The sequence below is a fragment of the Amycolatopsis sp. cg13 genome (assembly GCF_041346965.1).
Taxonomy (GTDB): domain Bacteria; phylum Actinomycetota; class Actinomycetes; order Mycobacteriales; family Pseudonocardiaceae; genus Amycolatopsis.
On sequence record NZ_CP166848.1, the window covers coordinates 2999236 to 3021364 of the forward strand.

The following is a 22129-nucleotide window of genomic DNA, read 5'->3' on the forward strand; positions in this document are numbered from 1 at the left end:
CGCTAAAGTGCCGTCGTGGACCTCTTCTTCCGCTCCTGGAACGCGCTTCAGAACGCCGTGAAATCGCTTGAAGGCGGGCAGTGGCTGGCCCCGTCGGGCTGCACCGGCTGGGTGGTGCAGGACCTGGTGTTCCACCTGGTCATCGACGCGCAGGACATCCTGATCACGCTCGCGACCCCCTCCGAAGCCGAGCCGACGCACACCGCCGCCCAATACTGGGACATCGGCACCGACCTGCCGACCGGCATGGACGAAGAAGGCCTGTTCACCCGACGCGCGGCCGTCAGCTACGGCACCACCGCCTGGCTGGCGCACCACTTCGACGACCTCGCCCAAGCAGCCGGACGCGCCGCGAAGCTGGCGGACCCGGCGTCGAAGGTCGAAACCCGCGACTACGTGCTGACGGTCGCGGACTATTTCGAGACCTACGTCGTGGAAGCCACGCTGCACCACCTGGACCTGGTCATGCATCTGTCCGGAGTGGACGGTCCAGACGCGGACTGCCTGGCAGCGACCCGCCGGACGGTGGAGACCGCGCTGGGCTCGCCCCTGCCGTCGGCACTGGACGACCAAAGCGCACTCCTCGTGGCGACCGGCCGCCGCGCCGCCACCGAGGACGAAAAAACGGCGCTCGGCTCGTTGGCGGAGAAGCTGCCGATCGTCCTCGGCTAAACCGAAAGCCGTTCCGCCGCAGTCAACTCAGCAAGCGCGGCAAACGATTCGACGCGCGCGGCCGGGTCGTAAGTGCTGGTGCTGATGAGCAACTCGTCCGCCCCCGTCGCGGCGACCAGGTCATCGAGACGTTCGCCGACCTCGTCCGGAGTGCCGCTGATCTGCCCGGCCAGCGTGTCGTCGAGCCGACGGCGTTCCCGATCAGTCATCGGCAACGCCAGAATCTCGTCCGCAGGCGAAAGCGGCGGGAAAACACCATGGCTGCGCGAGTACACAGTGGACCAAGCCTCGGGCAACAGCAGCCGCCGCGCTTCCGCTGCGGTATCCGCCACCGCGACCGCTGTCGACACGACGACATAGGGATCGTCCACATCGGACCGGAACGTATCGCGGTACCGCGAAATCGCCTCCGCCATCGCACGCTGACCGTGCGCGGGAGCGATCACCAGCGGCAGCCCCAGCGCCGCAGCGAGGTCCGCGCCCGCACCAGTCGCGAGCAGAAACACCGGCACCGACAGCCCCTCGGCCGGGATCGCGTGCACGCCGTCGTGCTCGCCACGGAAGAACGCGAGAAGCTCGCGGACCTGGCCGTCGAAGCCGTCGGCTGCGTCTTTGCCCTGCCCGAGCGCCCGCCGCACCGGCTCGATGAACCCGACCGAACGCCCGATCCCGAGGTCGATCCGCCCCGGGAACAAGGACTCCAGGATCCCGAACTGCTCAGCCACCACGAACGGACGGTGATTGGGCAACATCACGCCGCCGGACCCGACGCGGATGCGCGAAGTCGCAGAGGCAACGGCTGACGCGAGCACCGCGGGCGCGGACCCGGCGACCCCAGGCACGCCATGATGTTCGGAAACCCAAAACCGGTGGTAGCCAAGCTTCTCGATGTCCCGCGCGAAGGCGACGGTGTCCCGGATCGCCTGCGCGGTCCCCCGCCCTCGCCGCACGGGCGACCGGTCCAGCACGGAAATCGGAACGTCCACGTTCAGGCCAACGCCGTCCGCACAGCCCGAATTCCCGCGCCGACGTCCGTGAGGGCCACCCTCACAGACTCTGATTCCCTCAGGGTTCCCCTCACGACCCGCAGCAGTCCGTGAGGGGCTCCTTCCGTGAGGGGCTCCTTCCGTGAGGGGCTCCTTCACGGAATCAGATTCCCTCAATGAGCCCTTCACGGACCACCGCCACTCGCTCGCCGCCGCGATGCGCCCCAATGTGGCATTGGGTGCATGCGACGCACCCAATGCGGCGTTCGGTGCATCTGACGCACCCAATGCCACATTGGGGCGCTAGCCCCCGCCCGAAACCGCAGCCGATGCACCCAAATCGAGGCACCCACACCACCCCCGCACCCCGATACGAAGCCAAAAACGCGGACGGCGGGTGCTTGTCAAGGCATCTTTCCCGCCTTGACAAGCACCCGCCGCCCGTCATCACAATCAGCTTCGGGGTGCCCTACGCAACCAAGGGCGCAATGTCGCCGCCAGGCGACGAGCCGAACCTACGGCCTCCACCGCTCGCTGTAATCCGGATGCTCCGCATACGGCAACGCCAGCAACCGCAACGTCAAGCACCAGTTAGACCCAGCCTCGTCCGCAGGCACATGACAGGTCTCGCACCAATACTCACTGCCATACAACGGAAACCCGGGCACTTTCTCCGACACCGTGGTCCGATGAGCAAGCATGATCCGCCGAGTGGCCTCGATCTCGTTGATCATCTGATTGACCACGTCGAGCTCGAGATCGCCGAGCGAACGGACCCGCTCCTCCAGCCCGACCTTGGCCTCTCCGCGGGTGAGCGGCTCTCCGGCCTTGCCCTTCTGCACCGCTTGCATGATCAGCGCCTGCCGCTGTCCGACGCGCGCGGCGAGGAACGCGATCAGGTCGTCCACGACGTCTCCTTCCTCCGGATCCCGGCCCCCGCCCGGCCCCGGCAATAGTCGCACCTCGACCCCGGCGCGTTACCAGCTAGCGGCGCCTCCCATGGTAATCGACCTCGGAAAAATCGGTACGACCTGCGAAAACATCACAGAAATTCCTCGCGATGTTGATCACCCAGAGTGATCACACCCGGCGATCGGACGATCACGCCTGGTCGGATCGGGCCTTGCTCGGCTGCACCCGCTTCGGTTCGCCGGGCATCTTGGGATAGTCCGGCGGGTAGGGCAGTTCCGCGCCGCCGAGGTCGCGGTCGTCGCGGTCGTACCACTCCAGCAGCGTCTCCAGCCCGAACGCCGTCTCGTCCATCGGCGCGTGCAGGTCGCCGTGCTCGGCGAGGAACTTGGGGACAGTGAGCACGTCGAAATCGTCCGGGTCGACGCCGGTGAGCAAATCCCAGGTCAGCGGCGTCGAAACAGTCGCACGCGGGGTGCCGCGCACGGACCAGGACGACGCGACCGTCCGGTCCCGCGCCGCCTGGTTGTAGTCGAGGAAGACGCGGCCGCCGCGTTCCTCCTTCCACCAGGAGACCGTCGCCTTGTCCGGGATCCGCCGTTCGACCTCGCGGCCGAGCGCGATCACCGCGTGCCGCACCGCGATGAAGTCCCATTCCGGGCGGATCCGCACGAGGACGTGCACGCCGCGGCCGCCGGAGGTCTTCGGGTAGCCGGTGAGCCCGGCGTCGGCGAGCACCTCGCGGACCACGCCGGCGACCTCGACCGCGTCGGCGAACCCGGCGCGTTCCGGCGGGTCGACGTCGATTCGCAGTTCGTCCGGATGGTCGACGTCGGAACGGCGCACTGGCCAGGGGTGGAAGTCGAAGGTGCCGAGGTTGGCCGCCCACGCGAACACCGCGGGCTCGGTCGGGCAGACCTCGTCCGCGGTGCGGCCGGACGGGAAGGTGATCCGCGCGGTTTCGAGCCAGTCCGGCGCGCCCTTGGGCACGCGCTTGGCGTAGAACCACTCGCCGGTGACGCCGTCGACGTAGCGCTTCAGCGTGGTCGGCCGTTCGCCGATCGCCCGCAGCAACGGCTCGGCCACGGCGAGGTAGTACTCGACGACTTGCCGCTTCGTGATGCCGCGTTCGGGGAAATAGACCTTGTCCGGGCTCGACACCCGGACGGTGCGCTCCCCCACCTGGTATTCGACCGGATCGCCGTTTTTGGCCATGCGGCCACCGTAGCCGCGAGTGCCGTACCGTGGCGGGGTGTCCGGGAGAACCAAGCTGATCGTCGCCCTGGTCGTGCTAGCTCTTCTCGGCGCCGCCGCGCTGTGGCTGCCGATCCCTGGCCCGGCGCAGCTGCGCACCTGGGCCGCGGCAACCGGATCGATGACTCCGCTGGTGCTCCTCGTGGCCTACTCGTTGCTCACCGTCGCGCCCATTCCGCGCACGGTGTTCAATCTGGCCGCCGGATTGCTCGTCGGCAGCGTCGCCGGAGTGCTGATCGCCTTGGCGGCCACCACGATCGCCGCCGCGCTGGCGTACGGGCTGGCCCGGCTGCTCGGCCGGGACCTGATCCTCCGGCACCTCCACCGCGCACCCGTGCGGGCCGTCAACGACAGGCTGTCCGACGGCGGCGTGCTCGCCATCACATCGCTGCGGTTGATCCCGGTCGTCCCGTTTTCGGTGATGAACTACCTGTGCGGCGTTTCGTCCGTGAAACTCCTTTCCTACCTTGCCGGAACGGCGCTCGGCAGCGTCCCCGGAACCGTCGCGGTGGTCGTTTTCGCGGACGCGCTGACCGGCGACACGCCGCCCGCTTTGCTGGCCTGCTACGCGGTCTTCGCCGCACTCGGCGCGGCAGGATTGGTGCGAGTGCTGAGGAAGCGCGTCCCGGCCGCCGAGCCGGAGGCTCCCGTGCCGTCGGCACCGGCTGGCTGACGGCGGGCAGGTACTTCCGACCGCTACACTCGTCCGGGTGCGCGAGGGGCATCCGTGCTGCGCACGAACACGATCACGGGACTTTCGTCAGGAGCGGGCGTCATCGACACCGGGCAGCTGATCGCGGGGCACTACCGCCTCGTCGAGCACATTGGTAGCGGTGCCATGGGCGTGGTGTGGCGTGCCGTCGACGTGCGCCTGGAGCGATCCGTGGCGATCAAGCAAATCCTGCCGCAGCCGGGCGTCTCCGAGGCCGAACGCGACAACATGCGCCAGCGCGCCATGCGCGAGGCGAAGAACGCCGCCCGCTTCCAGCACCCCAACGCGATCGTCGTGTTCGACGTCGCCGAGCACGGCGGCGACCCGTGCCTCGTGATGGAGTACCTCAACGGCCCGAGCCTGTCCGCGGTGCTGTCCGAACAGGGCACGCTGCCGGTCGGCCAGGTCGCGCGGATCGGCGAGCAGGTCGCCGCGGCGCTCGTGGCCGCGCACCGCGCCGGGATCGTGCACAGGGATGTCAAGCCCGGCAACATCCTCATCGACGAAACCGGCACCGCGAAGATCACCGACTTCGGCATCTCCCGCGCGGCCGGCGACATGACGCTCACCCAGACCGGCCTCATCGGCGGCACCCCGGCGTACCTCGCGCCGGAGCTGGCCCGCGGCGCCGACCCGGTGCCCAGCTCGGACGTCTTCGCCCTCGGCGCGACGCTGTACCAGGCGATCGAGGGACAGACCCCGTACGGCAACACCACGAACCAGCTCGCGCTGCTGTACGCGGCGGCGAACGGCCAGGTCAACCCGCCGACGCAGGCCGGTCCGGCGACTGCGTTGCTGATGAGCCTGCTGCGCAGCGAGGCTTCCGAGCGGCCGAGCATGGCCGAGGCACGCGAGCGGCTGGCCGCGCTGGCGACCGGGGAACCGGCCGCGCCGCAGCAGTTGCTGTCGGGCAATCGCGGTCCGGGCAGCAACGGGTCCCGGCCGCCGTGGGCACGTACGGGTGCAGCGGCGCCAGCACCCCCGCAGAAGGCTCCGTCGAACCCGCCTCGCACGCCGACTGCGGCGTTCGTGCCGATGGGCGCGCCGTCGCGGCCTGCGCCCAGCACTCCGCCGCGTCCGCAGCCTGCGGCGCGGCCGGCGCCGACTGCTGCTGCGCCGAATTACTCCGGTTCCGGGTCGGGGGAACGGGTTTCGCCTGCGGCGGCGCGGAAGAAGAAGATGGCGCTCCTCGCTGGCGGAGCTGCGGCGGTTGTCGTGGTGGCGTTGGTGGTGTTCCTGGTGCTGAGCAGCAGCCAGGGCAAGAGCGGCAGTTCGTCGAACGCGCAGCCGCCGGCGTCGAACTCCTCCGCTCCGGCGACTCCGTCGAGCACGCCGAGTTCTTCAGCACCCCCGGTCAAATCCAGCGGCACCGTGCAGTGGGGGCCAGCAGGCACCCAAGTCGTGAATTTCTACCAGAACGTCGGATCGCCCACTGCGTGGGCGATGCTGACCCCGTCGGCGCAGGCGGCCTTCGGCGATCAGACCGCTTTCGCCACGTACTGGGACCAGAACAAGCTGAGCGGCTACAAGGGTGCCAGCGTTTACAAGCGCGAGAACAATCCTGACGGTTCCGCCGACGTCCAGATCACCCTCACCCCGGAGGGCGGTGCGCCGATGCAGAAGGTCGTGCAGGTCATCGCCGGACCCGACGGCGCGTTGATGATCAACAGCGATCCCCGTCTCGGAAGCGGCGCGCCCGCGCAGTGACACTCGCCGCAGAGGTGGGTCCGACGAGGCGAATGGCCTACCGTTGAGGCATGGCCGAGAACGGAGCTCTGCCGCCGGGCTGGAATCCTCGGTTCCACGAGGATCTGGTCGGGCTGGATCCGTACGACCCGGAGGCCCGTGCGTTCGCCGCCCATCTCGACCGGATGGAGCGCACCGGGCCCACTTTCACCGTCGAGGCGTGCCTGGACCAGGTCGCCGACTTCGCCGAGTCCAGCAATCGCACCGGCGGGCTCCGCTATTGGGTGTCCGCGCTGGTCGTGGTGCTGATCGTGCTCGGGCTGCTGGTCACCGCCTGGGACATCGCGCTGCACACGGTCGCTTTTCTGTCCAGGTAACGTGGGAAGGGTGAAAGGTATGAAACCCGTCGTCGGCACCACTCCCCGCGTGGTGAAGTCCGACCAGGAATGGCGGGAGCAGCTGGGCCCCGAGGAGTACGCGGTGCTCCGGCAAGCCGGCACCGAACGGCCGTTCACCGGCGAGTACACCGACACCAAGACCACCGGCGTGTACGAGTGCCGGGCTTGCGGCGCGGAGCTGTTCCGCAGCGACACGAAGTTCGAAAGCCACTGCGGCTGGCCGTCGTTCTACGACCCGGCGGACTCCGACGCGGTGCTGCTGCGCGAGGACCGCACCATGGGCATGCGGCGCATCGAGGTGCTGTGCGCCTCGTGCCACAGCCACCTCGGGCACGTGTTCGAGGGCGAGGGCTACGCGACTCCGACAGACCAGCGCTACTGCATCAACTCGATTTCCCTGAAGCTCGTCGAGGACTCCGGCGACTGACGCCCGGGTCCCCCAAGACCGCCCTTCCCGTTCCGGGGAGGGCGGTTTTTTCATCCGGCGGCAACCCGGGCCGGGCAGGTAGCGTGGATTGTTCATCCGGAGGGGGTCCGTGATGGAGTGGACGATCGAACGCGCGACGCCGGCCGCGCTGATCCTGGTGCTGGCGCTGGTCTGCTGGTGGCTCGGGCTGCGGACGGCCGCCCGGTTGCGCCGCGGCAGGCATCCCGAAACCCGGCTGACGTCCGCGGCCCAGGTCGCGTTGCTGACGGACGGCCCGATCCGCGTCGCCGAAACGACGGTCGCTTCGATGCTGGAACGGGAGCAGCTGCGCGCAGACTCCGTTGGACGGCTGTATCGCACGCCGACCGAACCGTCCGACGACCTGAGCCGGGAAGCCGCCGAGCTGGCCGGTACGGGGGTCGGAATCGCGACGGTGCTGCGCGGTCTGGTCTGGGGAGATGCGGTCCGCGAGCTGGTCGATGACCTGACCAAGCGCGGTCTGCTCGTCGACGGCCAAGCGCTGCAACGGGTGTGGAAGTGGACCGCGATCGAAGAAGCAGTGCTGACGGCGGCCGGGGTCGCGGCGTTTGTCGGCGGGCTGAACGGCTTTGTGCTGATTTCGCTGCTGCTGCCGGGGTGGTTCACGTTCAGTGCGCTGTCCCGTCGCCGGGCTGCCCGATGGACCCGGCCGACCGAGGCCGGACGCGCGGCGGTCGAAGCGGCGTGGCCGGACCAGAGCCTGATCAGCGGCCTGACCGGGAACGTCGCGGTCGGCGGGCTTTCGAATCATCCGGATCGCGAGCTGCGGGTCGCGCTGCTCCGCGGGCTCCCGGCGACCCGGCAGGCGCGGGCTGCCGTCGCGGGCACCGGCGTCGCGGGCGGGTTCTCCGGAGCGGCGGGGTACTGGGGCGCCGGGGCTGGTTGCGGCTCGGGCTGTGGCGGCGGAGTGGGCTGCGGGTCCGGCTGTGGCGGTTCGGGGTGCGGATCCGGCTGCGGCAGCGGGTGCGGAGGAGGCGGCGGGGGCTGCGGCGGCGGGAACAGCTGAGCCGGGGAACGAATCGGACAGCGGCTGCGTCAGTTCTGCCGACAGCCTCCGGCAACGGTCCGGTTAGGGTTCCGGCAACGCGGAAAAGAGGGGGACACCGTGGACGAACCTTGGGGCATTTCCGGCCCGCAATTCCTGCTGATCTTCGGCCTGGCGCTGGCCATCGTGCTGCTGGTGCAGCTGAGCTGGCCGTCGATCGCGCGCTCCCGGCAGCGGAACGCGCCCGCCGTCGTCGTCGAGGCGCCGCTGCAGCCGGACGTTTACCAGCTCGCCTATCTGGCCGGCGGCGCGGATCGCACAGTAGACACCGCGATCGCGACCCTGCTGGAGCAGGAACTCCTGCGGGTGAGCAGCAAGGGCAAGCTGAGCGCGATCGGCAAGCGACCGTCTCGCAAGAGGCTGGAACGCGCGGTGCACGACGCCGCGAAGAGCGGCACGGCGACCGTGGCCATGGTCCGCAAGTCGCCGGTGGTCCAGCCAGAAGTGGAGAAGATCCGCGAGGACCTCGAGCGGCGCGGGCTGGTGACCGTGCTCGGCGACGGACTGGACGGCTTCCGCACGGGCGTTGTGGTGGCGTACGCGGCGTTGTTGCTGATCGGCATCGTCCGCGCGGTCAACGGAGCGCAGCTGGACCGGCCGATCGGCGGGCTGATCGGGCTGCTGTTCGTGGCCGGGATCCTGACGTTGATCGCGTTCACGTCCCGGAAGGGCAAGAAAACGTCCCAGGCGACCGACGCGGGCCACGCGGTCGTGGTGCGGGCCCGTGAAGACGCGAAAGCCGCGCAGGAACGGCCTGAGGAGTTCGTCTCCACAGGCCGCAACGGCGGCGGAACGTTGCTCGTCGGGGCTGCGGCGGTGGTCGCGCTCGGCGGGATCGCGCTGTACCCGGACGACGAGATGAGCACGGCGCTGCTCAGCGGCGGCGGAGGCGGTTGGAGCGGAGGCGGCGGTTCGAGCGGCGGATCGTCGTGCAGCAGCGGTTCCTCGTGCAGCAGCGGGTCTTCGTGCGGCGGAGGCAGCAGTTGCGGCGGCGGGGGCGGCTGCGGCGGATAGACGCGGTCCAGGCGTCAGCAGGGTATCCGGACCGAGGAGGGAGACGCCGTGCACGAGCCGTGGGGGATCTCCGGCCCGCAGTTCCTGGCGCTCTACGGAGCGGCGCTGGCCTTGACGCTGGCGGTGCAGCTGGCCTGGCCGCGCGTCGGGCCGAGAGCGCCCGCTGACGTGCACCGGCCGCTCGACGTCTACCAGCTCGCCTTCCTCGCCGGCGGGCACCATCGCGCGGTCGACACGGCGATCGCGGGACTGCTGGAGCGCGGGTTGCTGCGGGTCGATACCAGGGGTCAGCTCACCGCTGTCTCCGGAGCGCCGACAGGGCCGGTTGAGCAGGCGGTCTATTCGGCTGTGCGGAAACGGCCGCAGACAGCCGCCACGCTGCGCACGGCAGAGGCGGTCTCCGTGCCGGTGCGGAGCATCGGGAACGACCTCCGCCAGCGCGGCCTGGTCGCAGTCGCTTCGGCCCGCTTCGCGACGGGCGTGGTTCTTGTCTACGTTGCCGTGCTCCTGGTCGGTCTGGTGCGCTGGGCGAACGGCTCTGCGCTGCACCGGCCGACCGGTGGGCTGACGGTGCTGCTGGCGGTCACCGTGATTCTCCTGGTATTGGCGGTGACCAGCCGCAAGCGGCCGAAGGTCCATCTGACGAAGGCCGGGCGAGCGATGGTCGCGGCGGTTCGGACGGACCCGGCGGCCCAGCGGGCACAGGCCGGCGCGCTGCTCGTCGGAGCCGCTTCGCTGGTCGCGCTGGGCGGGTTCGCGCTGTATCCGGACCATGCGACAAGCTTGGCGCTGAAGAGCGGTGCGGGAAGCTCGTCCGGCGGCGGGTCGTCCTGCGGCGGTGGCGGCGGATGCGGAGGCGGAGGTGGGTGCGGTGGCTGACCGGCTGGGGATCGGCATCGGCTGGCGGCCGGAACTGGACCTGTCGATCGCGCGGCTGCCGGGCGTCGACTGGGTCGAGGTGGTCGCGGAGAACCTGCACGCCCCGCATCTGCCGGAAAGCCTGCTGGCGCTGAAGGATCGCGGGATGCCGGTGCTGCCGCACGCGGTGTCGCTGTCACTCGGCGGGGCCGAGCCGCTGGACACCGCGCGGGTGGAGCACCTGGCCGAGCTGGCCCGGGTCCTCGACGCGCCGCTGGTCAGCGACCACGTGTGCTTCGTCCGCGCTGGCGGGCTCGATTCCGGGCACCTGATGCCGTTGCCGCGCACGCGCGAGGCCTTGGACGTGCTGGTGGACAACGTCCGGCTCGCTCAGTCCATTGTGGACGTTCCGCTGGCGTTGGAGAACATCGCCGCGCTGCTGGAATGGCCGGAAAGCGAGTTGTCCGAGGAACAATTCCTCACCGAGCTGACCGAACGGACCGGCTGTCTGCTGATCATCGACGTCGCGAACCTGTACGCGAACGCGCGCAATGTGGGTACCGATCCGGTGGCATTCCTGGACGGGATTCCGTGGGAGCGGCTGGCGTACGTGCACATGGCGGGCGGCGTGGAGCGCGACGGGGTTTATCACGACACGCACGCGCATCCAGTGCTGCCGGAGGTGCTGGATCTGCTCTCCGAACTGCGTCGGCGTACGGATCCGCCGGGTGTTCTCCTGGAGCGCGACGACGACTATCCCACCGATTCCGAGCTCGCTGCCGAACTGGTCGCGTTGCGGACCGCGGTGACGCTGTGAGCCGGGAAGAGCTGGCTGCTCGGCAGGCTGCGTTGCTGGACAGCCTGTTGACCGGGGCCGAGGCACCGTCCGGCTTCGATGCCTCGCGGTTGCGCATCGAGGCCGACGTGCTGCTCGCCAAGCGGCGGCGGCTGGTGGCGTACCTGCGACCGGACCTGCCTGAGACGCTGGGCTCGCGGTATCGGCCGTTGTTCGACGCCTACGCCGCGGAGCGTCCTAAGACGACTTCGATCCGGGCTCGAGAGTATGCCGACGCGTTCGCGGAGTGGCTCATTGCCTGCGGTGACCTGCCCAAACCCCGGCGCAGATGGTTTCGCCGCTGAGGCCGTTCCGTTTTTGTCGGTGGTGGTGGTTACGCTGGCGACATGTCTGGTTACGGCGGTGTTATCCGATCTCTGCCGGACCGGGAGGGAGGGAACCTGTCGTGAACGGATTCTGGGCGGCGTTGAGCCCGATCTATCTCGTCTATGCGGCCACCGCCGTGGGCATGGTGAGCATTCTGGCCACTGGCAAGGACAAGCTGGCCACGCGGGCGTCAGCGCCGGAGTCAGCCGCCGTGCCGCGCGATGCCTACGACGTCGCGTACCTGGCCGACGGGCGACCTCGGGTGGTGGAAACCGCGATCGCGGCACTGCTCGCGCGCGGCCAGTTGCAGGTCGGACCACGGGGAGAGGTCGCCGCCGCCGGTCCGCCACCGGCGTCGCCGCCGCTCGAACATGCCGTGCACCAGGCGGCCGGTCGAGGGTTCCTGGCGTCGTGGATAGCGCGGTCCTCGGCGGTCAAGGCCGCGATCCGGACGCTCGAAACCGATCTGGTCCAGCGGCGACTGGTCAGCCGGCGCAGGCCGTTGACGAGCCTCGGGTACACGCTGACCGGGATCGCCGTGGTCGTGCTGGCGATCGGCGTGGCGCGGCTGGTGTACGACGTCGGCCGGTCTCACCTGAACGTCATGGTGCTGCTTGTTTTCATCGAGATCGGGCTGACGCTCTGGCTCTGTCTCGTCGGCAGTCAGCGGATCACGAAGAAATTCGGCGAGCGGACGGTGAAGTCGCTGCCGCCGACGACTGCTGGGGCGACGGTGCTCGCACAGGCCGAACAGCAGGGCGCTGGAGGCCCTGGTTCAGGACCGGCGGAGCTCGTCGCGCTGGGCGGGCTGGCGGCTTATCCGGACAAGCGGATCGCGGGAGGGCTTATGCCGATTTAGCCGGTGTGGCGGGCGACGTTCGCTGGCCGGATTCGCGAGGCTGGTGGTGCTCACGGAACCGGAGCGGTGCCCACGGGACTGGCGGTGCTTGCAGGCCGGGACCACGCTGAAAGACCGGGGTGCGCAAGGATCGGCAGCGCTCGCGGTGCTGGCTAGCACACGGGACCGGTGCGGCGCTGGCAGGCCAGGGCACTCACCTTCCTGCCTGCGCTCACGAGATCGGCGGGGGCCGCAGGACCAGCGCGGCGCGCACCGTGCGGTGGCACTCGCGGGATTGGTTGCGCTCACAGGACTGGCACGGCACCCAGGAAACGGCTGCGCTCACAGAACGGCCGCGCTCCCGGGGCCGACAACACTCACGAAGCCAGCTGCGGTCGCGAAACCAGCTGCGGTCGCGAGACCAGCCGTGGTCACGAGACTGGCTGCGGCACAACCGGCGACCACACCGCCGTGTCCGCGCCAGGCTTGTGCGACGGGTGGTCCCAGTGCGGCGGCGCGCCCGGCAGTTCTCCGGCCATCCGCACCCGGGTCATCTGGCCGAAGTCGCTGTCGACCGTCTCGAGAAGGTCCGTGTAGTCCACTTCGGACGGTTCCGGGTCCTTGCGGCCCAAGGAATCCAGCCATCGTCCGGTGCCGGCGAGGGACAGGCGGGCGTGCCAGCTGCCGCCGTCGGTGACTGTGCGGCGGATTGCCGTCATGATCGCGGCGGCGGTCAGCCAACCCGTGGCGTGGTCGAGTGCTTGGGCGGGCAGCGGAGCGGGAGCGTCGGTGGCGTACTCCTCGGCGATGCCGGACGACATCTGCACGAGGCTGTCGAAGCCGCGGCGGCGGGCCCACGGGCCGGTCCAGCCGTAGGCCGAGATGTCCGCGACCACCAGGCCGGGGCGCAGTTCGGCGAGTTGTTCCGGGCCGAGGCCGATCCGGGCTAGTGCGCCGGGGCGGAACGATTGGACGAGGACGTCCGCGCGGGCGATGAGCTTCTTCAGCTTCGCGCGGCCGCCCTCGGTGTCGAGCGCTACGAAGGCGGAGCGTTTGCCCTGGCCGGTGTCCATGGTCAGCATGGGGATCCGCGGCAGGTGCGCGGCACCGACGTGCAGCACGTTCGCGCCGTGCGCGGCCAGCACGCGGCCTGCGACCGGGCCGGCGAGCACGTGCGTCAGCTCCAGCACGCGGACGCCGCCCATGGGGCGGTCCGAGTCGAACAGCGTGCGCTTTGGCGCGTCGCCGATTCGGTCCAGTTCGACCAGGGGCAGTTCCGCGACGGCCTGGCCTTGCGGGTGCGCCAGCCAGTCCTCGCGCGAGCGCATCAATGCTGCCGCGCCGCCTGCGGTCACCACGGCGGATTCGACCTCTGCCATGGATTTCGCGGCTACGGTCTTGGTCACCGCTTCGCGGGTCGCCGGGACGCCCAGCGCCCAGCAGACCGCCGCTTCATGCCGTGGGGTGTTGCAGTGCAGCTTGATCCAGCCGTCGGCGGCGCGGTAGTCGCACGCGATGGGGCCCCACGGGCTCGGCGCGGGTTCGCCGTCGATGCGCAGCAACTGCTCGCTGCGGAACGCGGCCGCGGCGTGCCGGGTATCGACCGACACGGTGCCGGGGTCGATCCCGCGCAGGCGCAGCAGTTCACCGGCGGACAGCGTGGCCGCGGCGATGCTGGCGCTCGCCATGGCCGGGACCCGGAAGTGCCCGGGCAGCACGGATTCGTCGCCGGTCAAGGACACGGCGGGCAGCGGTTCCCCGGCGAGCGACTGCCAGGCCCCGGCTAGTACGTCCTGCACCGGCGGTTACGGCAGAGCCGCGACGAGCTCGGCGGGCGGCACCTTCGTGCCGGTGTAGAACGGGATCTCGACGCGCACGTGGCGACGGGCCTCGGTGTTGCGCAGGTGGCGCATCAAATCCACGATCCGGTGCAGTTCGTCGGCCTCGAAGGCGAGGATCCACTCGTAGTCGCCGAGCGCGAACGACGCGACGGTGTTGGCACGCACGTCCGGGTAGTCCCGCGCCTCCTTGCCGTGGTCGGCCAGCATCTTGCGGCGGTCTTCGTCGGGCAGCAGGTACCAGTCGTAGGACCGGACGAACGGGTACACGCAGATGTACTTGCGCGCCTCTTCGCCGGCCAGGAACGCGGGCACATGGCTCTTGTTGAACTCGGCGGGCCGGTGCAGCGCGGTCTGGCTCCAGACCGGCGTGGACGCGCGGCCGAGCGGCGTGCGCCGGAAGCCGGTGTAGGCGGCCTGGACCTGCTCGATCTCCTCGGCGTGCCACCAGATCATGTAGTCCGCGTCGGCACGGAGGCCGGACACGTCATAGACACCCCGGACGACGACGCCCTTCGCCTCGAGCCCGTCGAGGTACTCGGCCGTCTCGCGGCCCGCGGCGCCGCGGTCCTCCCCCAACTTCCCCGGTTCGATCCGGAAGACCGACCACGTGGTGTAGCGGATCGTGTCGTTGAGTTCGTTGTAATTCAGCCGCGCCATGACTCCATCCTGGCACTGTCGCCGCGGCGATCGCCATGGGGCTCCGTCACACGAAGAGCTGCTCCGCGATCCGCCGCGCGGCGGCATCGGCCGTGGCCACGCAGGCCGGCAGCCCGACGCCGTGCAGCGTGGCGCCCGCCACGGCCAAGCCTGGGATGTCCGCCACTGCCGTCTCGATCCGCGTCACCCGCTCCAGGTGCCCGGTGCCGTATTGCGGGAGGCCGCCGCCCCAGCGCGTCACCAGGGTGTCGATCGGCTTCGCGGTGACGCCCGCGAGCCGGGCCAGATCCGCGCGGACCGCCGCGACTAGCGCATCGTCGTCGCCGTTCAGCGCGCCGGGCTCGCCGAACCGGCCGACCGAACCGCGCACCAGCACCGGTCCGGAGCCGCCGAGGTGAGCCCACTTGTTCGACGAAAACGTGAACGCCTTGGACGCGTACGGCACGCCTTCCGCATCCCGCTCCCCCGCGCCGATGAGGATTCCGGACGCTTCGGGCAGTTCAGTGCCCGGCGGGAACGCGAACGCGACGACCGCCATCGACGCCAGTTCGACCTCGCCGAACGCCGTCGAAGCCGCCGGGACCACGCCGTCGAGCAGCTTCCGCGCGGCTGGGGCGGGCACCGCGAGCAGCACCGCGTCCGCGTCAACGGGGCTGTCGGCGGGCGCGTGCGCGGGGGCGGCGGCACCGAACTCCAGACGCCAGCCGGACGGCGTCCGGGTCAGCGTGCGGATCGTCGATGAAGTGCGCAGTTCAGCGCCGGAAAGCTCCAGCAGCTGGTCGAGCAATCCCCGCAGCCCGCCGGTGAGGCTGCCGAAAACCGGTGCGGTGCCTGGTGTTTTCGGCAGCAGCGAGGAGGCAGCCTCGGTGAGCGAACCCGCGCCGCCCTCGATCGCGTTGGCCAGGCCGGGCATCGTCGCGAGGAGGCCCAAGCCGTCGGCTCCGCCCGCGTACACGCCGCCCAGCAGCGGGTCGACCAGCCGGTCCACCAGCTCGTCTCCGAACCGGGTCCGCAGCAGCGGCCCGAGCAGCACGTCGCCGTCGCCCAGCTCGACCGGGCCGAGCGAACGTTCCTTCTCGACCGCGCGCAGTCCGTCGTCAGACAGCACGCCTGCGACCGAATCGGCGGACGCCGGGACGCCCATCACGGTGCCGGGCGGCAGGCTCTGCACCGAACCGCCCGCGTGGATTTTGGCGCGCGCCTTCGTCGGATGCACCAGGCGGTCGGCCAGACCGACCTCGTTGACCAGCGAGACCAGCTCGGGCCGCCGGGCGAGGAAGGCTTCGGCTCCGACGTCGTAGCTGACTCCGCCGACCTCTGCCGTGCGCAGTTTCCCGCCGATCGCGGCCGTGCTCTCGAAAACAGTGATCGTGACCCGGTCGCCGAGCAGCCGACGAAGCCGGTACGCCGCGGCCAGCCCGGAGATCCCGCCGCCGACGACCGCGACGTGCTTCACAGCGAGTGCACCAGGTCGACGACGCGCTTCAGCACCTCCGGGTCCACCCCCGGCAGCACGCCGTGGCCGAGGTTGAACACGTGCCCGCGAGCGGCGCGGCCCTCCTCGACGATCCGGCGCACCTCGGCCTCCAGGACCGGCCACGACGCGTACAGCAGCGCCGGGTCGAGGTTGCCCTGCACCGACACCTTGCCGCCGAGCCGGTGGACCGCGACGTCGAGCGGGATCCGCCAGTCGACGCCGACGACGTCCGCGCCCGCCTCGCGCATCGCGCCGAGCAGCTCGCCGGTGCCGACGCCGAAGTGGATCCGCGGCACGTCGTACTCGCCGGCGACCGCCAGCACCCGGGCCGAGTGCGGCAGCACGAACTCGCGGTAGTCGCGCTCGGACAGCGCGCCGGCCCACGAGTCGAACAGCTGCACCGCGTCCACGCCCGCGTCGAGCTGCGCGCGCAGGAACGTGGCGGCGATGTCGGCGAGGCGCGCGGCGAGGTCGTGCCAGACCTCGGGCTGCGAGTGCATCAAGGCTTTGGTGTGCTCGTGGTTGCGGCTCGGGCCGCCCTCGATCAGGTAGCTGGCCAGCGTGAACGGCGCGCCGGCGAACCCGATCAGCGGCGTTTCGCCGAGCCGGTCCACCAGCAGCCGGACGCCCTCGGCGACCTGCGCCACCTGCTCGGTTTCAAGCTTCGGCAGCGCGCGCACCGCCTCCGCGTCTCGGATCGGCGAGGCCACGACCGGGCCGGTGCCGGGGACGATGTCGATGTCGAGGCCGGCCGCCTTGAGCGGGACCACGATGTCGCTGAACAGGATCGCCGCGTCGACGCCGAGCCTGCGGACCGGCTGCATCGTGATCTCGGCGAGCATCTCCGGGTCGAAGCACGCGTCGAGCATCGGGACGCCCTCGCGCAGCGCGCGGTACTCCGGCAGCGAACGGCCGGCCTGGCGCATGAACCACACCGGGACGTGCGCGGGCCGCTCCCCGCGCGCGGCGGCGAGGAAAGCCGAGCCGGGCAGGGCGCGACGGGGCGAAACGGACGGAGCGCCGACGGGCGCGGACGAAACCTGAGGCACGACCCCCATGGTCCCACGCGGGTCCGACAGTCCCGGGCCGCCCCGTGCCCAACGAGCCTGGACGCGGCCGCGGGTGGCCGCGCCTGCCGAGGGATGCCGCCCGCCTCGGCACCGGATTCGGCACCGCTCGCGTGGCGCGAATGCCGGATTCGTTGCGCATTACGCACCCGACGCGGCATTGGGGGTTTCTTCGGATGGATGCCGTGCCGACGGCGCGGGGTTCTTCCCTGCCACCGCGGAGGTCCGTGAAGGGCTCCTTGAGGGAATCTGATTCCTTCAAGGAGCCCTTCACGGACTTTCGCCGGGCCGGGCCGGGTCCATCGACTAGAGAGCCACGCGGCCCGTCGCAGCGCAGCCAGGTGCTCCGCATCGCGACGGCAGAGCCGCATAGAGCTGCTGCTGAGAAGACACCTGGCGTTACGCGCTGCGCCGTCGGGAGCGCGAGATGCGCGCCTGGCTCGGCATTGTGGGCGTGCGATGCAACCAAGACGGTGTTGAGGACGTCCTCAACACCGACACACCACGGCCAGCCCGGCCGCCGCCCTGCGCACCCAGCGACGCACGCCGCGCAGGACCCCGCCGAAGCAGCAGCGGGAGCACGCCGGGAGCGGGCACGGCGAGAGAGACGGAGGGGCAGCCGGAGCCGTCCGCCGGGTCGCGGGTGGGTCTCGCTCGGCGCGCCTGCGTCCGCAACGGGGCGTCGCCGCCCTACAGTCGGTGCGTGACCGCGATGACGCCAGTGCCCGATCTCTTCCGCGAAGCCGTCGCGGCGCTGCAAGCCGTCCGGCCGCGCCCGGAGATCCGCCTGGAGACGATGCGCGCGCCGCAGCGGCTCGCGCCGTGGTCGTACGCGTTGAGCTGCGAGGTCTCCGGACCCGCCGACGTCGAGGCGTCCGGCAGGCTGGTCCTGCTGCACGACCCGGACGGCCAGGAAGGCTGGGACGGCGTGCTGCGGCTGGTCATGTACGTCCGCGCGGAACTCGACCGCGAGCTGGCCACGGACCCGTTCCTTCCCGCGGTCGGCTGGTCGTGGCTCACCGACGCGCTGGAGGCCTCCGGCGCGTCGTGGAAGGCGCTCGGCGGCACCGTCACGGAGACGTCCTCGGCCCGGTTCGGCGACATCTCCGGCCCGGCCCGCACCGACGACCTCGAGCTGCGGGCCTCCTGGACCCCGACCGACGCCGCGCTCGGCCCGCACGGGCTCGCGTTCTGCCAGGTGATGGCGAGCGTCGTGGGGCTGCCTCCGGTGGGCGTCACGCTGTTCGAGCAGCGGCAAAGCTCCTGATTTCCCAAGTTCACCCGGTCGGGCAGCCTCTTCGCGGCACTTGCACGCGCACGAACGCGCCTTCCCGGGCGGATTCGCGCCCTCCCGGCCCGCCGCGGAGATCTTCGGCGGGGCTTCCGGGCGCCCCTCGCCGACCGTCCAACATGGACCCGGGCGGCCGCTGCTCCGGATGCCGCACGTTCGTGGCCGGGCGCGATCACAGGCAGTGAACCCCCGGTAACCAGCTCCGACGCCGTTCCGGACCCCTTTTCCGCGCCTCCGCCAGGACGCCGGCGGCCGGGCGGCGCGCGCGGCAAAACGTGAAAGAAAATGATCTTGCCCCGGCCGGGGCGCATTTCCGGGCGCGGGTCGCCGGGGCGGCGGCCCCGCTCCGGCAGCACCCGCAGGTGCACGGGCCATCTGCACGCCCGTTTCGATGCCGGTAACTGAGGTGCATCGCGGCCCGGTCGCCAGTCGTTAACAAGACTCCGATCGTTAGTCCGATCGTGTTACAACGACCTCGCTGAGTGACGAACTGTTTCGGATAGATACCCATTCGATCCCCCCGCAACGGCGTCCGGACGGCTACAGTGCCTGGGACGACACCACTTTCGGTCTAAAGCTGGCGCGGCTGAACGGCCGAAGGTCCCGGTGCCGGTCGGGGGGCACGACCGACTCCAGGGAGGTAGTGACGTGGCTACCGTCGGCTTATCTCAGGCCGTCCGATCCACGCCAGCCGGTGCTTTGCCGGCGAGCATGGTTCCGCACCCGCGGGAAGAGCTTTTTTCCGTGTTGGTGGTCGATGACCACCCGCTGTTGAGGGAGGCAATCGCAGCACGACTCGCACAGATGGGTGCGGGCACTGTCCACGAGGCCGCCACGGTGGCCGAGGCGAGGGCGCGAGCACAGGCCACCGGCCCGTGCGACCTGGCGATCCTCGATCTCGGACTGCCGGACGGCAGCGGCATCGAGCTGGTTACGGAACTCCGTAGCCACGGCTGGCCGCGAGTGGTGGTCCTGGCATCCTCCGACGACCCGTACGCGGTGCGCTCCGCGTTCCAGGCCGGAGCTCAGGCGTACCTGCTGAAGTCGGCGTCGCCGGTGGTGGTCACCGACGGCGTGCGCCGGGTTCTCGAAGGCGGCGTCTACGCCGACCCGAGCGTGGCCCCGGTCCTGGCGACCGGCACGCGAGTGGCGGGCACCGACAACACCCCGCGCGAGCTTTCGGCTCGCGAGGTGGAGGTGCTCCAGCTCGTCGCGGACGGGCAGTCGAACAAGGAGATCGGGGAGGAGCTTTCCCTCTCCGCGCTCACCGTCAAGTCCCACCTGTCCCGCATCGGGCGCAAGCTCGGCACGGGCGACCGGGCGCAGATGGTCGCGCTGGCGATGCGAGCCGGCGTGATCCGCTGACGACGACGAACCACGTCCCTGCGGGGCGGGCGGACCAGGCGCGGTCCGCTCGTCCCGTAGGGTCGTCGGACATGGGAACTGCACAGGCGGACGGAGCCCGGACCGGAGACGAGACCACCGAGAACTCCGGTGCCTCCGGAACGCCGGTGCTGCTCCGCGAACCGGCCGAAGGCACCCCACCGGTGGTGACCGATCCCGTCGCGCTCGCCGAGGCGTGCGCGCGGCTGGCCGCGGGCACGGGAGCCGTCGCCGTCGACACCGAACGGGCGTCGGGCTACCGGTACTGGCCCAAGGCCTATCTCGTCCAGCTGCGCCGCGAAGGCTCCGGCACGGTGCTGATCGACCCGATCGCGCTCGCCGACGACCTCGCCCCGTTGCGGGACGTCCTCAACGACACCGAATGGGTGCTGCACGCCGCGTCCCAGGACCTGCCGTGCCTGGCGGAACTGGACCTGCGCCCGCGGTCGCTCTTCGACACCGAACTGGCCGGACGGCTGGCCGGGTACGAACGCGTCGCGCTGGGCACGCTCGTGGAGCTGCTGCTCGGGTACACGCTCGAAAAGGGGCACAGCGCCGCGGACTGGTCGAAGCGGCCGCTGCCGATCGACTGGCTCAACTACGCGGCTCTCGACGTCGAGCTGCTCAACGAACTGCGCGCGAAGCTCGAAGCCGAGCTGGCGGCACAGGGCAAGCTGGAGTGGGCGCAGCAGGAGTTCGAGGCGGTCCGCACCGCTCCCCCGCCCGCGCCGCGCGCCGAACCGTGGCGCCGGACGTCCGGGGTGCACAAGATCCGCAGCCCGCGCGGCCTCGCCGCGGTGCGGGAGATGTGGCAGGCCCGCGACGAACTGGCCCGCAAGCGCGACCGCGCGCCGAGCCGGATCCTGCCGGACAGCGCGATCGTCAACGCGGTGACCGCGGACCCGAAGACAGTCGAGGAACTGCAGGCGCTGCCGGTGTTCAGCGGACGCGTGCAGCGCAAGTACACGGCCAGCTGGCTGCGGCACCTGCAGGCGGCGAAAGCGCTGCCGGCGAGCGAACTGCCGAGCCCGAGCCAGCCCAACGACGGTCCGCCGCCGGTGAACCGCTGGGCCGACAAGGACCCCGACGCCGCGGCCCGCTTGGCCGCCGCCCGAGCCGCACTGGCCGCGATCGCGGAGGACCGCAAGCTGCCAGTAGAGAACCTGCTGCTGCCGGATCTAGTCCGACGCACCTGCTGGCGCCCTCCCGCCGACCTCGCGGAAGACTCGGTGGCGGACGCCCTGCGAGCAGGCGGAGCGCGGCCGTGGCAGGTCGAGCTGACCGTGGCAGCCCTGAGCAAGGCCTTGCACAGCACCGCTTCCGAATAACGGCCGGTGGTCTAGACCTCAAGGTGAGATTTAGACCTTCAGACGTGAGCCACGACTTCCGCAACCAGGCCCAGCCCTGACCGCTCACTTGCCCACCACGCGGGATCGCGCCGGCGTTTGGGGGCTGCCCGGCGTGACAAGCCGAAGGCCCCTCACGCCGGGCAGCCCCCAAACGCCGGCATAAAAGCGATCCCGCACGCGGCGGCGGAGCCGACGCCAAAAAACACAGCTGGTGAGCTGACCTACCAAATCAACCCCGTCGGCGAGCTGGTCGAAATCACCCCCGCCGACGACCCAACCTCCGATACCCGAGCGACCGAGCCACCCCCGTAGCCGTCGTAACCACCGCAGGCACCAGATGCGCCACCGAAGTCGTCTCCCTTCGCCCCACAACCGCGACCGCCGCAGTAACCCGGCCGGATGCCTCACGGATCGGAGCAGCAACGGCCACCGCATCATCAGCAAGCTGACGATCAGCGACGCAATACCCAGTGCGCGCGATCTCGGCAAGTTCAGCGCGCAGAGTCTCCGGGTCAGTCGTAGTGTGCTGAGTTTCCGCCGCAATCGGGCTAGTCAGCGCCGATTCGCGAGTATCGGCTGCGGCGTGCGCGAGCAGCACCCGGCCGGTCGCGGTCGTAGTCGCAGGCAGGCGGCTGCCCGTCGTCGTGAGGATGCCTACCGAACGGTGCCCGGCCAGCCGAGCGAGGAACACGACGTCCGTTCCGTCCAGCACCGAAAGGTGCACGTTTTCGCCGGTCGCGTCGAACAGGTCGCCCAGATACGGCAGGGCGATGTCGCGGATCGAGGCCCGGGCCAGCGAGAGCGAGCCGAGTTCCCACAGTTTCAGGCCGAGGTGGTACCCGCCGTGGTCGTCACGGGTCAGCGCTCCCCATTCGGCCAGCTCGCCGACCAGGCGGTGCGCGGTGCTCAACGGCAGGCCCGCGGCCTGGGCGATCTCGGTCAGCGAGAGCACCGGAGTCTGAGCGCTGAAGCAGTCCAGCACCGACAGCAGCCGCGCCGCCGCGGTGGGTCTGGCTTCCATGTGGCGGAAGTCTGATTGAGGCGGGGCCGCGACGCAAGCGACA

Annotated in this window: 22 protein-coding genes; 14 read left to right on the forward strand and 8 right to left on the reverse strand. The window is 70.5% G+C overall.

The features are described 5' to 3' along the window. Positions 1-15: 15 nt before the first annotated feature. Positions 16-672, forward strand: a complete 657-nt coding sequence (locus AB5I40_RS13505) for a maleylpyruvate isomerase N-terminal domain-containing protein (protein ID WP_370938839.1) — start codon at positions 16-18, stop codon at positions 670-672. Here the strand turns inward: AB5I40_RS13505 and AB5I40_RS13510 are convergent. The 3 genes from AB5I40_RS13510 to AB5I40_RS13520 form a co-directional block, all read right to left on the reverse strand. Continuing rightward, positions 669-1664 carry an MsnO8 family LLM class oxidoreductase gene (locus AB5I40_RS13510; RefSeq protein ID WP_370940511.1) on the reverse strand — a complete coding sequence of 332 codons (996 nt, stop codon included), beginning with the start codon at positions 1662-1664 and terminating at the stop codon, positions 669-671. The two genes, AB5I40_RS13505 and AB5I40_RS13510, sit on opposite strands and share 4 nt — an antisense overlap. A 509-nt stretch (positions 1665-2173) precedes the next feature. Further along, positions 2174-2566, reverse strand: coding sequence for a DUF6221 family protein (locus tag AB5I40_RS13515; protein ID WP_370938840.1), 393 nt, complete (start codon positions 2564-2566; stop codon positions 2174-2176). Positions 2567-2759: 193 nt separating this feature from the next. Further along, complete coding sequence (locus AB5I40_RS13520) at positions 2760-3782, reverse strand: DNA polymerase domain-containing protein (protein WP_370938841.1); 1023 nt, start codon at positions 3780-3782, stop codon at positions 2760-2762. A 37-nt stretch (positions 3783-3819) separates the two neighbouring features. On the opposite strand from AB5I40_RS13520, the gene AB5I40_RS13525 reads away from it, so the two are divergent. The 10 genes from AB5I40_RS13525 (at position 3820) to AB5I40_RS13570 (ending at position 12021) form a co-directional block, all read left to right on the forward strand. Next, positions 3820-4494 (forward strand): TVP38/TMEM64 family protein, encoded by a 675-nt coding sequence (locus tag AB5I40_RS13525; protein ID WP_370938842.1) that lies wholly within the window; start codon positions 3820-3822, stop codon positions 4492-4494. 165 nt (positions 4495-4659) lie between these two features. After that, positions 4660-6240, forward strand: coding sequence for a protein kinase (locus tag AB5I40_RS13530; protein WP_370940512.1), 1581 nt, complete (start codon positions 4660-4662; stop codon positions 6238-6240). A 50-nt stretch (positions 6241-6290) separates the two neighbouring features. After that, a complete protein-coding gene (locus AB5I40_RS13535) occupies positions 6291-6596 on the forward strand; it encodes a hypothetical protein (protein WP_009075657.1) in 306 nt (101 codons plus the stop codon). Between the two features lie 19 nt (positions 6597-6615). After that, a complete protein-coding gene (msrB, locus tag AB5I40_RS13540) occupies positions 6616-7044 on the forward strand; it encodes a peptide-methionine (R)-S-oxide reductase MsrB (protein ID WP_370938843.1) in 429 nt (142 codons plus the stop codon). Between the two features lie 112 nt (positions 7045-7156). Further along, positions 7157-8089 (forward strand): TIGR04222 domain-containing membrane protein, encoded by a 933-nt coding sequence (locus AB5I40_RS13545; protein ID WP_370938844.1) that lies wholly within the window; start codon positions 7157-7159, stop codon positions 8087-8089. 99 nt (positions 8090-8188) lie between these two features. Then, positions 8189-9142, forward strand: a complete 954-nt coding sequence (locus AB5I40_RS13550) for a TIGR04222 domain-containing membrane protein (protein WP_370938845.1) — start codon at positions 8189-8191, stop codon at positions 9140-9142. A gap of 48 nt (positions 9143-9190) precedes the next feature. Next, on the forward strand, positions 9191-10021 hold the full coding sequence (locus tag AB5I40_RS13555) for a TIGR04222 domain-containing membrane protein (protein ID WP_370938846.1): 831 nt from the start codon (positions 9191-9193) through the stop codon (positions 10019-10021). Next, positions 10014-10817 carry a DUF692 domain-containing protein gene (locus tag AB5I40_RS13560; protein WP_354748418.1) on the forward strand — a complete coding sequence of 268 codons (804 nt, stop codon included), beginning with the start codon at positions 10014-10016 and terminating at the stop codon, positions 10815-10817. Before AB5I40_RS13555 ends, AB5I40_RS13560 begins: the two co-directional genes overlap by 8 nt. Beyond that, entirely contained in the window at positions 10814-11140 is a 327-nt protein-coding gene (locus AB5I40_RS13565; protein ID WP_370938847.1) for a hypothetical protein, read from the forward strand. The genes AB5I40_RS13560 and AB5I40_RS13565 overlap by 4 nt, the downstream gene beginning before the upstream one ends. 101 nt (positions 11141-11241) lie before the next feature. Then, the gene (locus AB5I40_RS13570; protein WP_370938848.1) at positions 11242-12021 is read left to right on the forward strand and encodes a TIGR04222 domain-containing membrane protein; all 780 of its coding nucleotides are present in this window, start codon (positions 11242-11244) and stop codon (positions 12019-12021) included. A gap of 410 nt (positions 12022-12431) precedes the next feature. Here AB5I40_RS13570 and AB5I40_RS13575 read toward each other — a convergent pair whose 3' ends face one another. From AB5I40_RS13575 to hemE, 4 genes are read right to left on the reverse strand one after another with little or no spacing between them, the layout of a single operon-like run. Further along, positions 12432-13799 carry a CoA transferase gene (locus AB5I40_RS13575; protein ID WP_370938849.1) on the reverse strand — a complete coding sequence of 456 codons (1368 nt, stop codon included), beginning with the start codon at positions 13797-13799 and terminating at the stop codon, positions 12432-12434. Positions 13800-13805: 6 nt separating this feature from the next. Next, positions 13806-14498, reverse strand: a complete 693-nt coding sequence (hemQ, locus tag AB5I40_RS13580) for a hydrogen peroxide-dependent heme synthase (RefSeq protein ID WP_037819061.1) — start codon at positions 14496-14498, stop codon at positions 13806-13808. Positions 14499-14544: 46 nt separating this feature from the next. Then, positions 14545-15954, reverse strand: coding sequence for a protoporphyrinogen oxidase (gene hemG, locus AB5I40_RS13585; RefSeq protein WP_370938850.1), 1410 nt, complete (start codon positions 15952-15954; stop codon positions 14545-14547). After that, entirely contained in the window at positions 15951-17033 is a 1083-nt protein-coding gene (gene hemE / locus AB5I40_RS13590; protein ID WP_370938851.1) for a uroporphyrinogen decarboxylase, read from the reverse strand. The genes hemG and hemE overlap by 4 nt, the downstream gene beginning before the upstream one ends. Positions 17034-17745: 712 nt before the next feature. Here hemE and AB5I40_RS13595 point away from each other — a divergent pair. The 3 genes from AB5I40_RS13595 to AB5I40_RS13605 all read left to right on the forward strand — a co-directional run bounded on the left by AB5I40_RS13595 (position 17746) and on the right by AB5I40_RS13605 (position 21044). Continuing rightward, complete coding sequence (locus AB5I40_RS13595; protein ID WP_162834456.1) at positions 17746-18309, forward strand: DUF3000 domain-containing protein; 564 nt, start codon at positions 17746-17748, stop codon at positions 18307-18309. 672 nt (positions 18310-18981) lie between these two features. Beyond that, entirely contained in the window at positions 18982-19698 is a 717-nt protein-coding gene (locus AB5I40_RS13600; protein ID WP_033291604.1) for a response regulator transcription factor, read from the forward strand. A 71-nt stretch (positions 19699-19769) separates the two neighbouring features. Further along, complete coding sequence (locus tag AB5I40_RS13605) at positions 19770-21044, forward strand: HRDC domain-containing protein (protein WP_370938852.1); 1275 nt, start codon at positions 19770-19772, stop codon at positions 21042-21044. Positions 21045-21321: 277 nt separating this feature from the next. On the opposite strand, the gene AB5I40_RS13610 is transcribed toward AB5I40_RS13605, so the two are convergent. Then, positions 21322-22086 (reverse strand): IclR family transcriptional regulator, encoded by a 765-nt coding sequence (locus AB5I40_RS13610; protein ID WP_370938853.1) that lies wholly within the window; start codon positions 22084-22086, stop codon positions 21322-21324. Between the last annotated feature and the right edge of the window lie 43 nt (positions 22087-22129).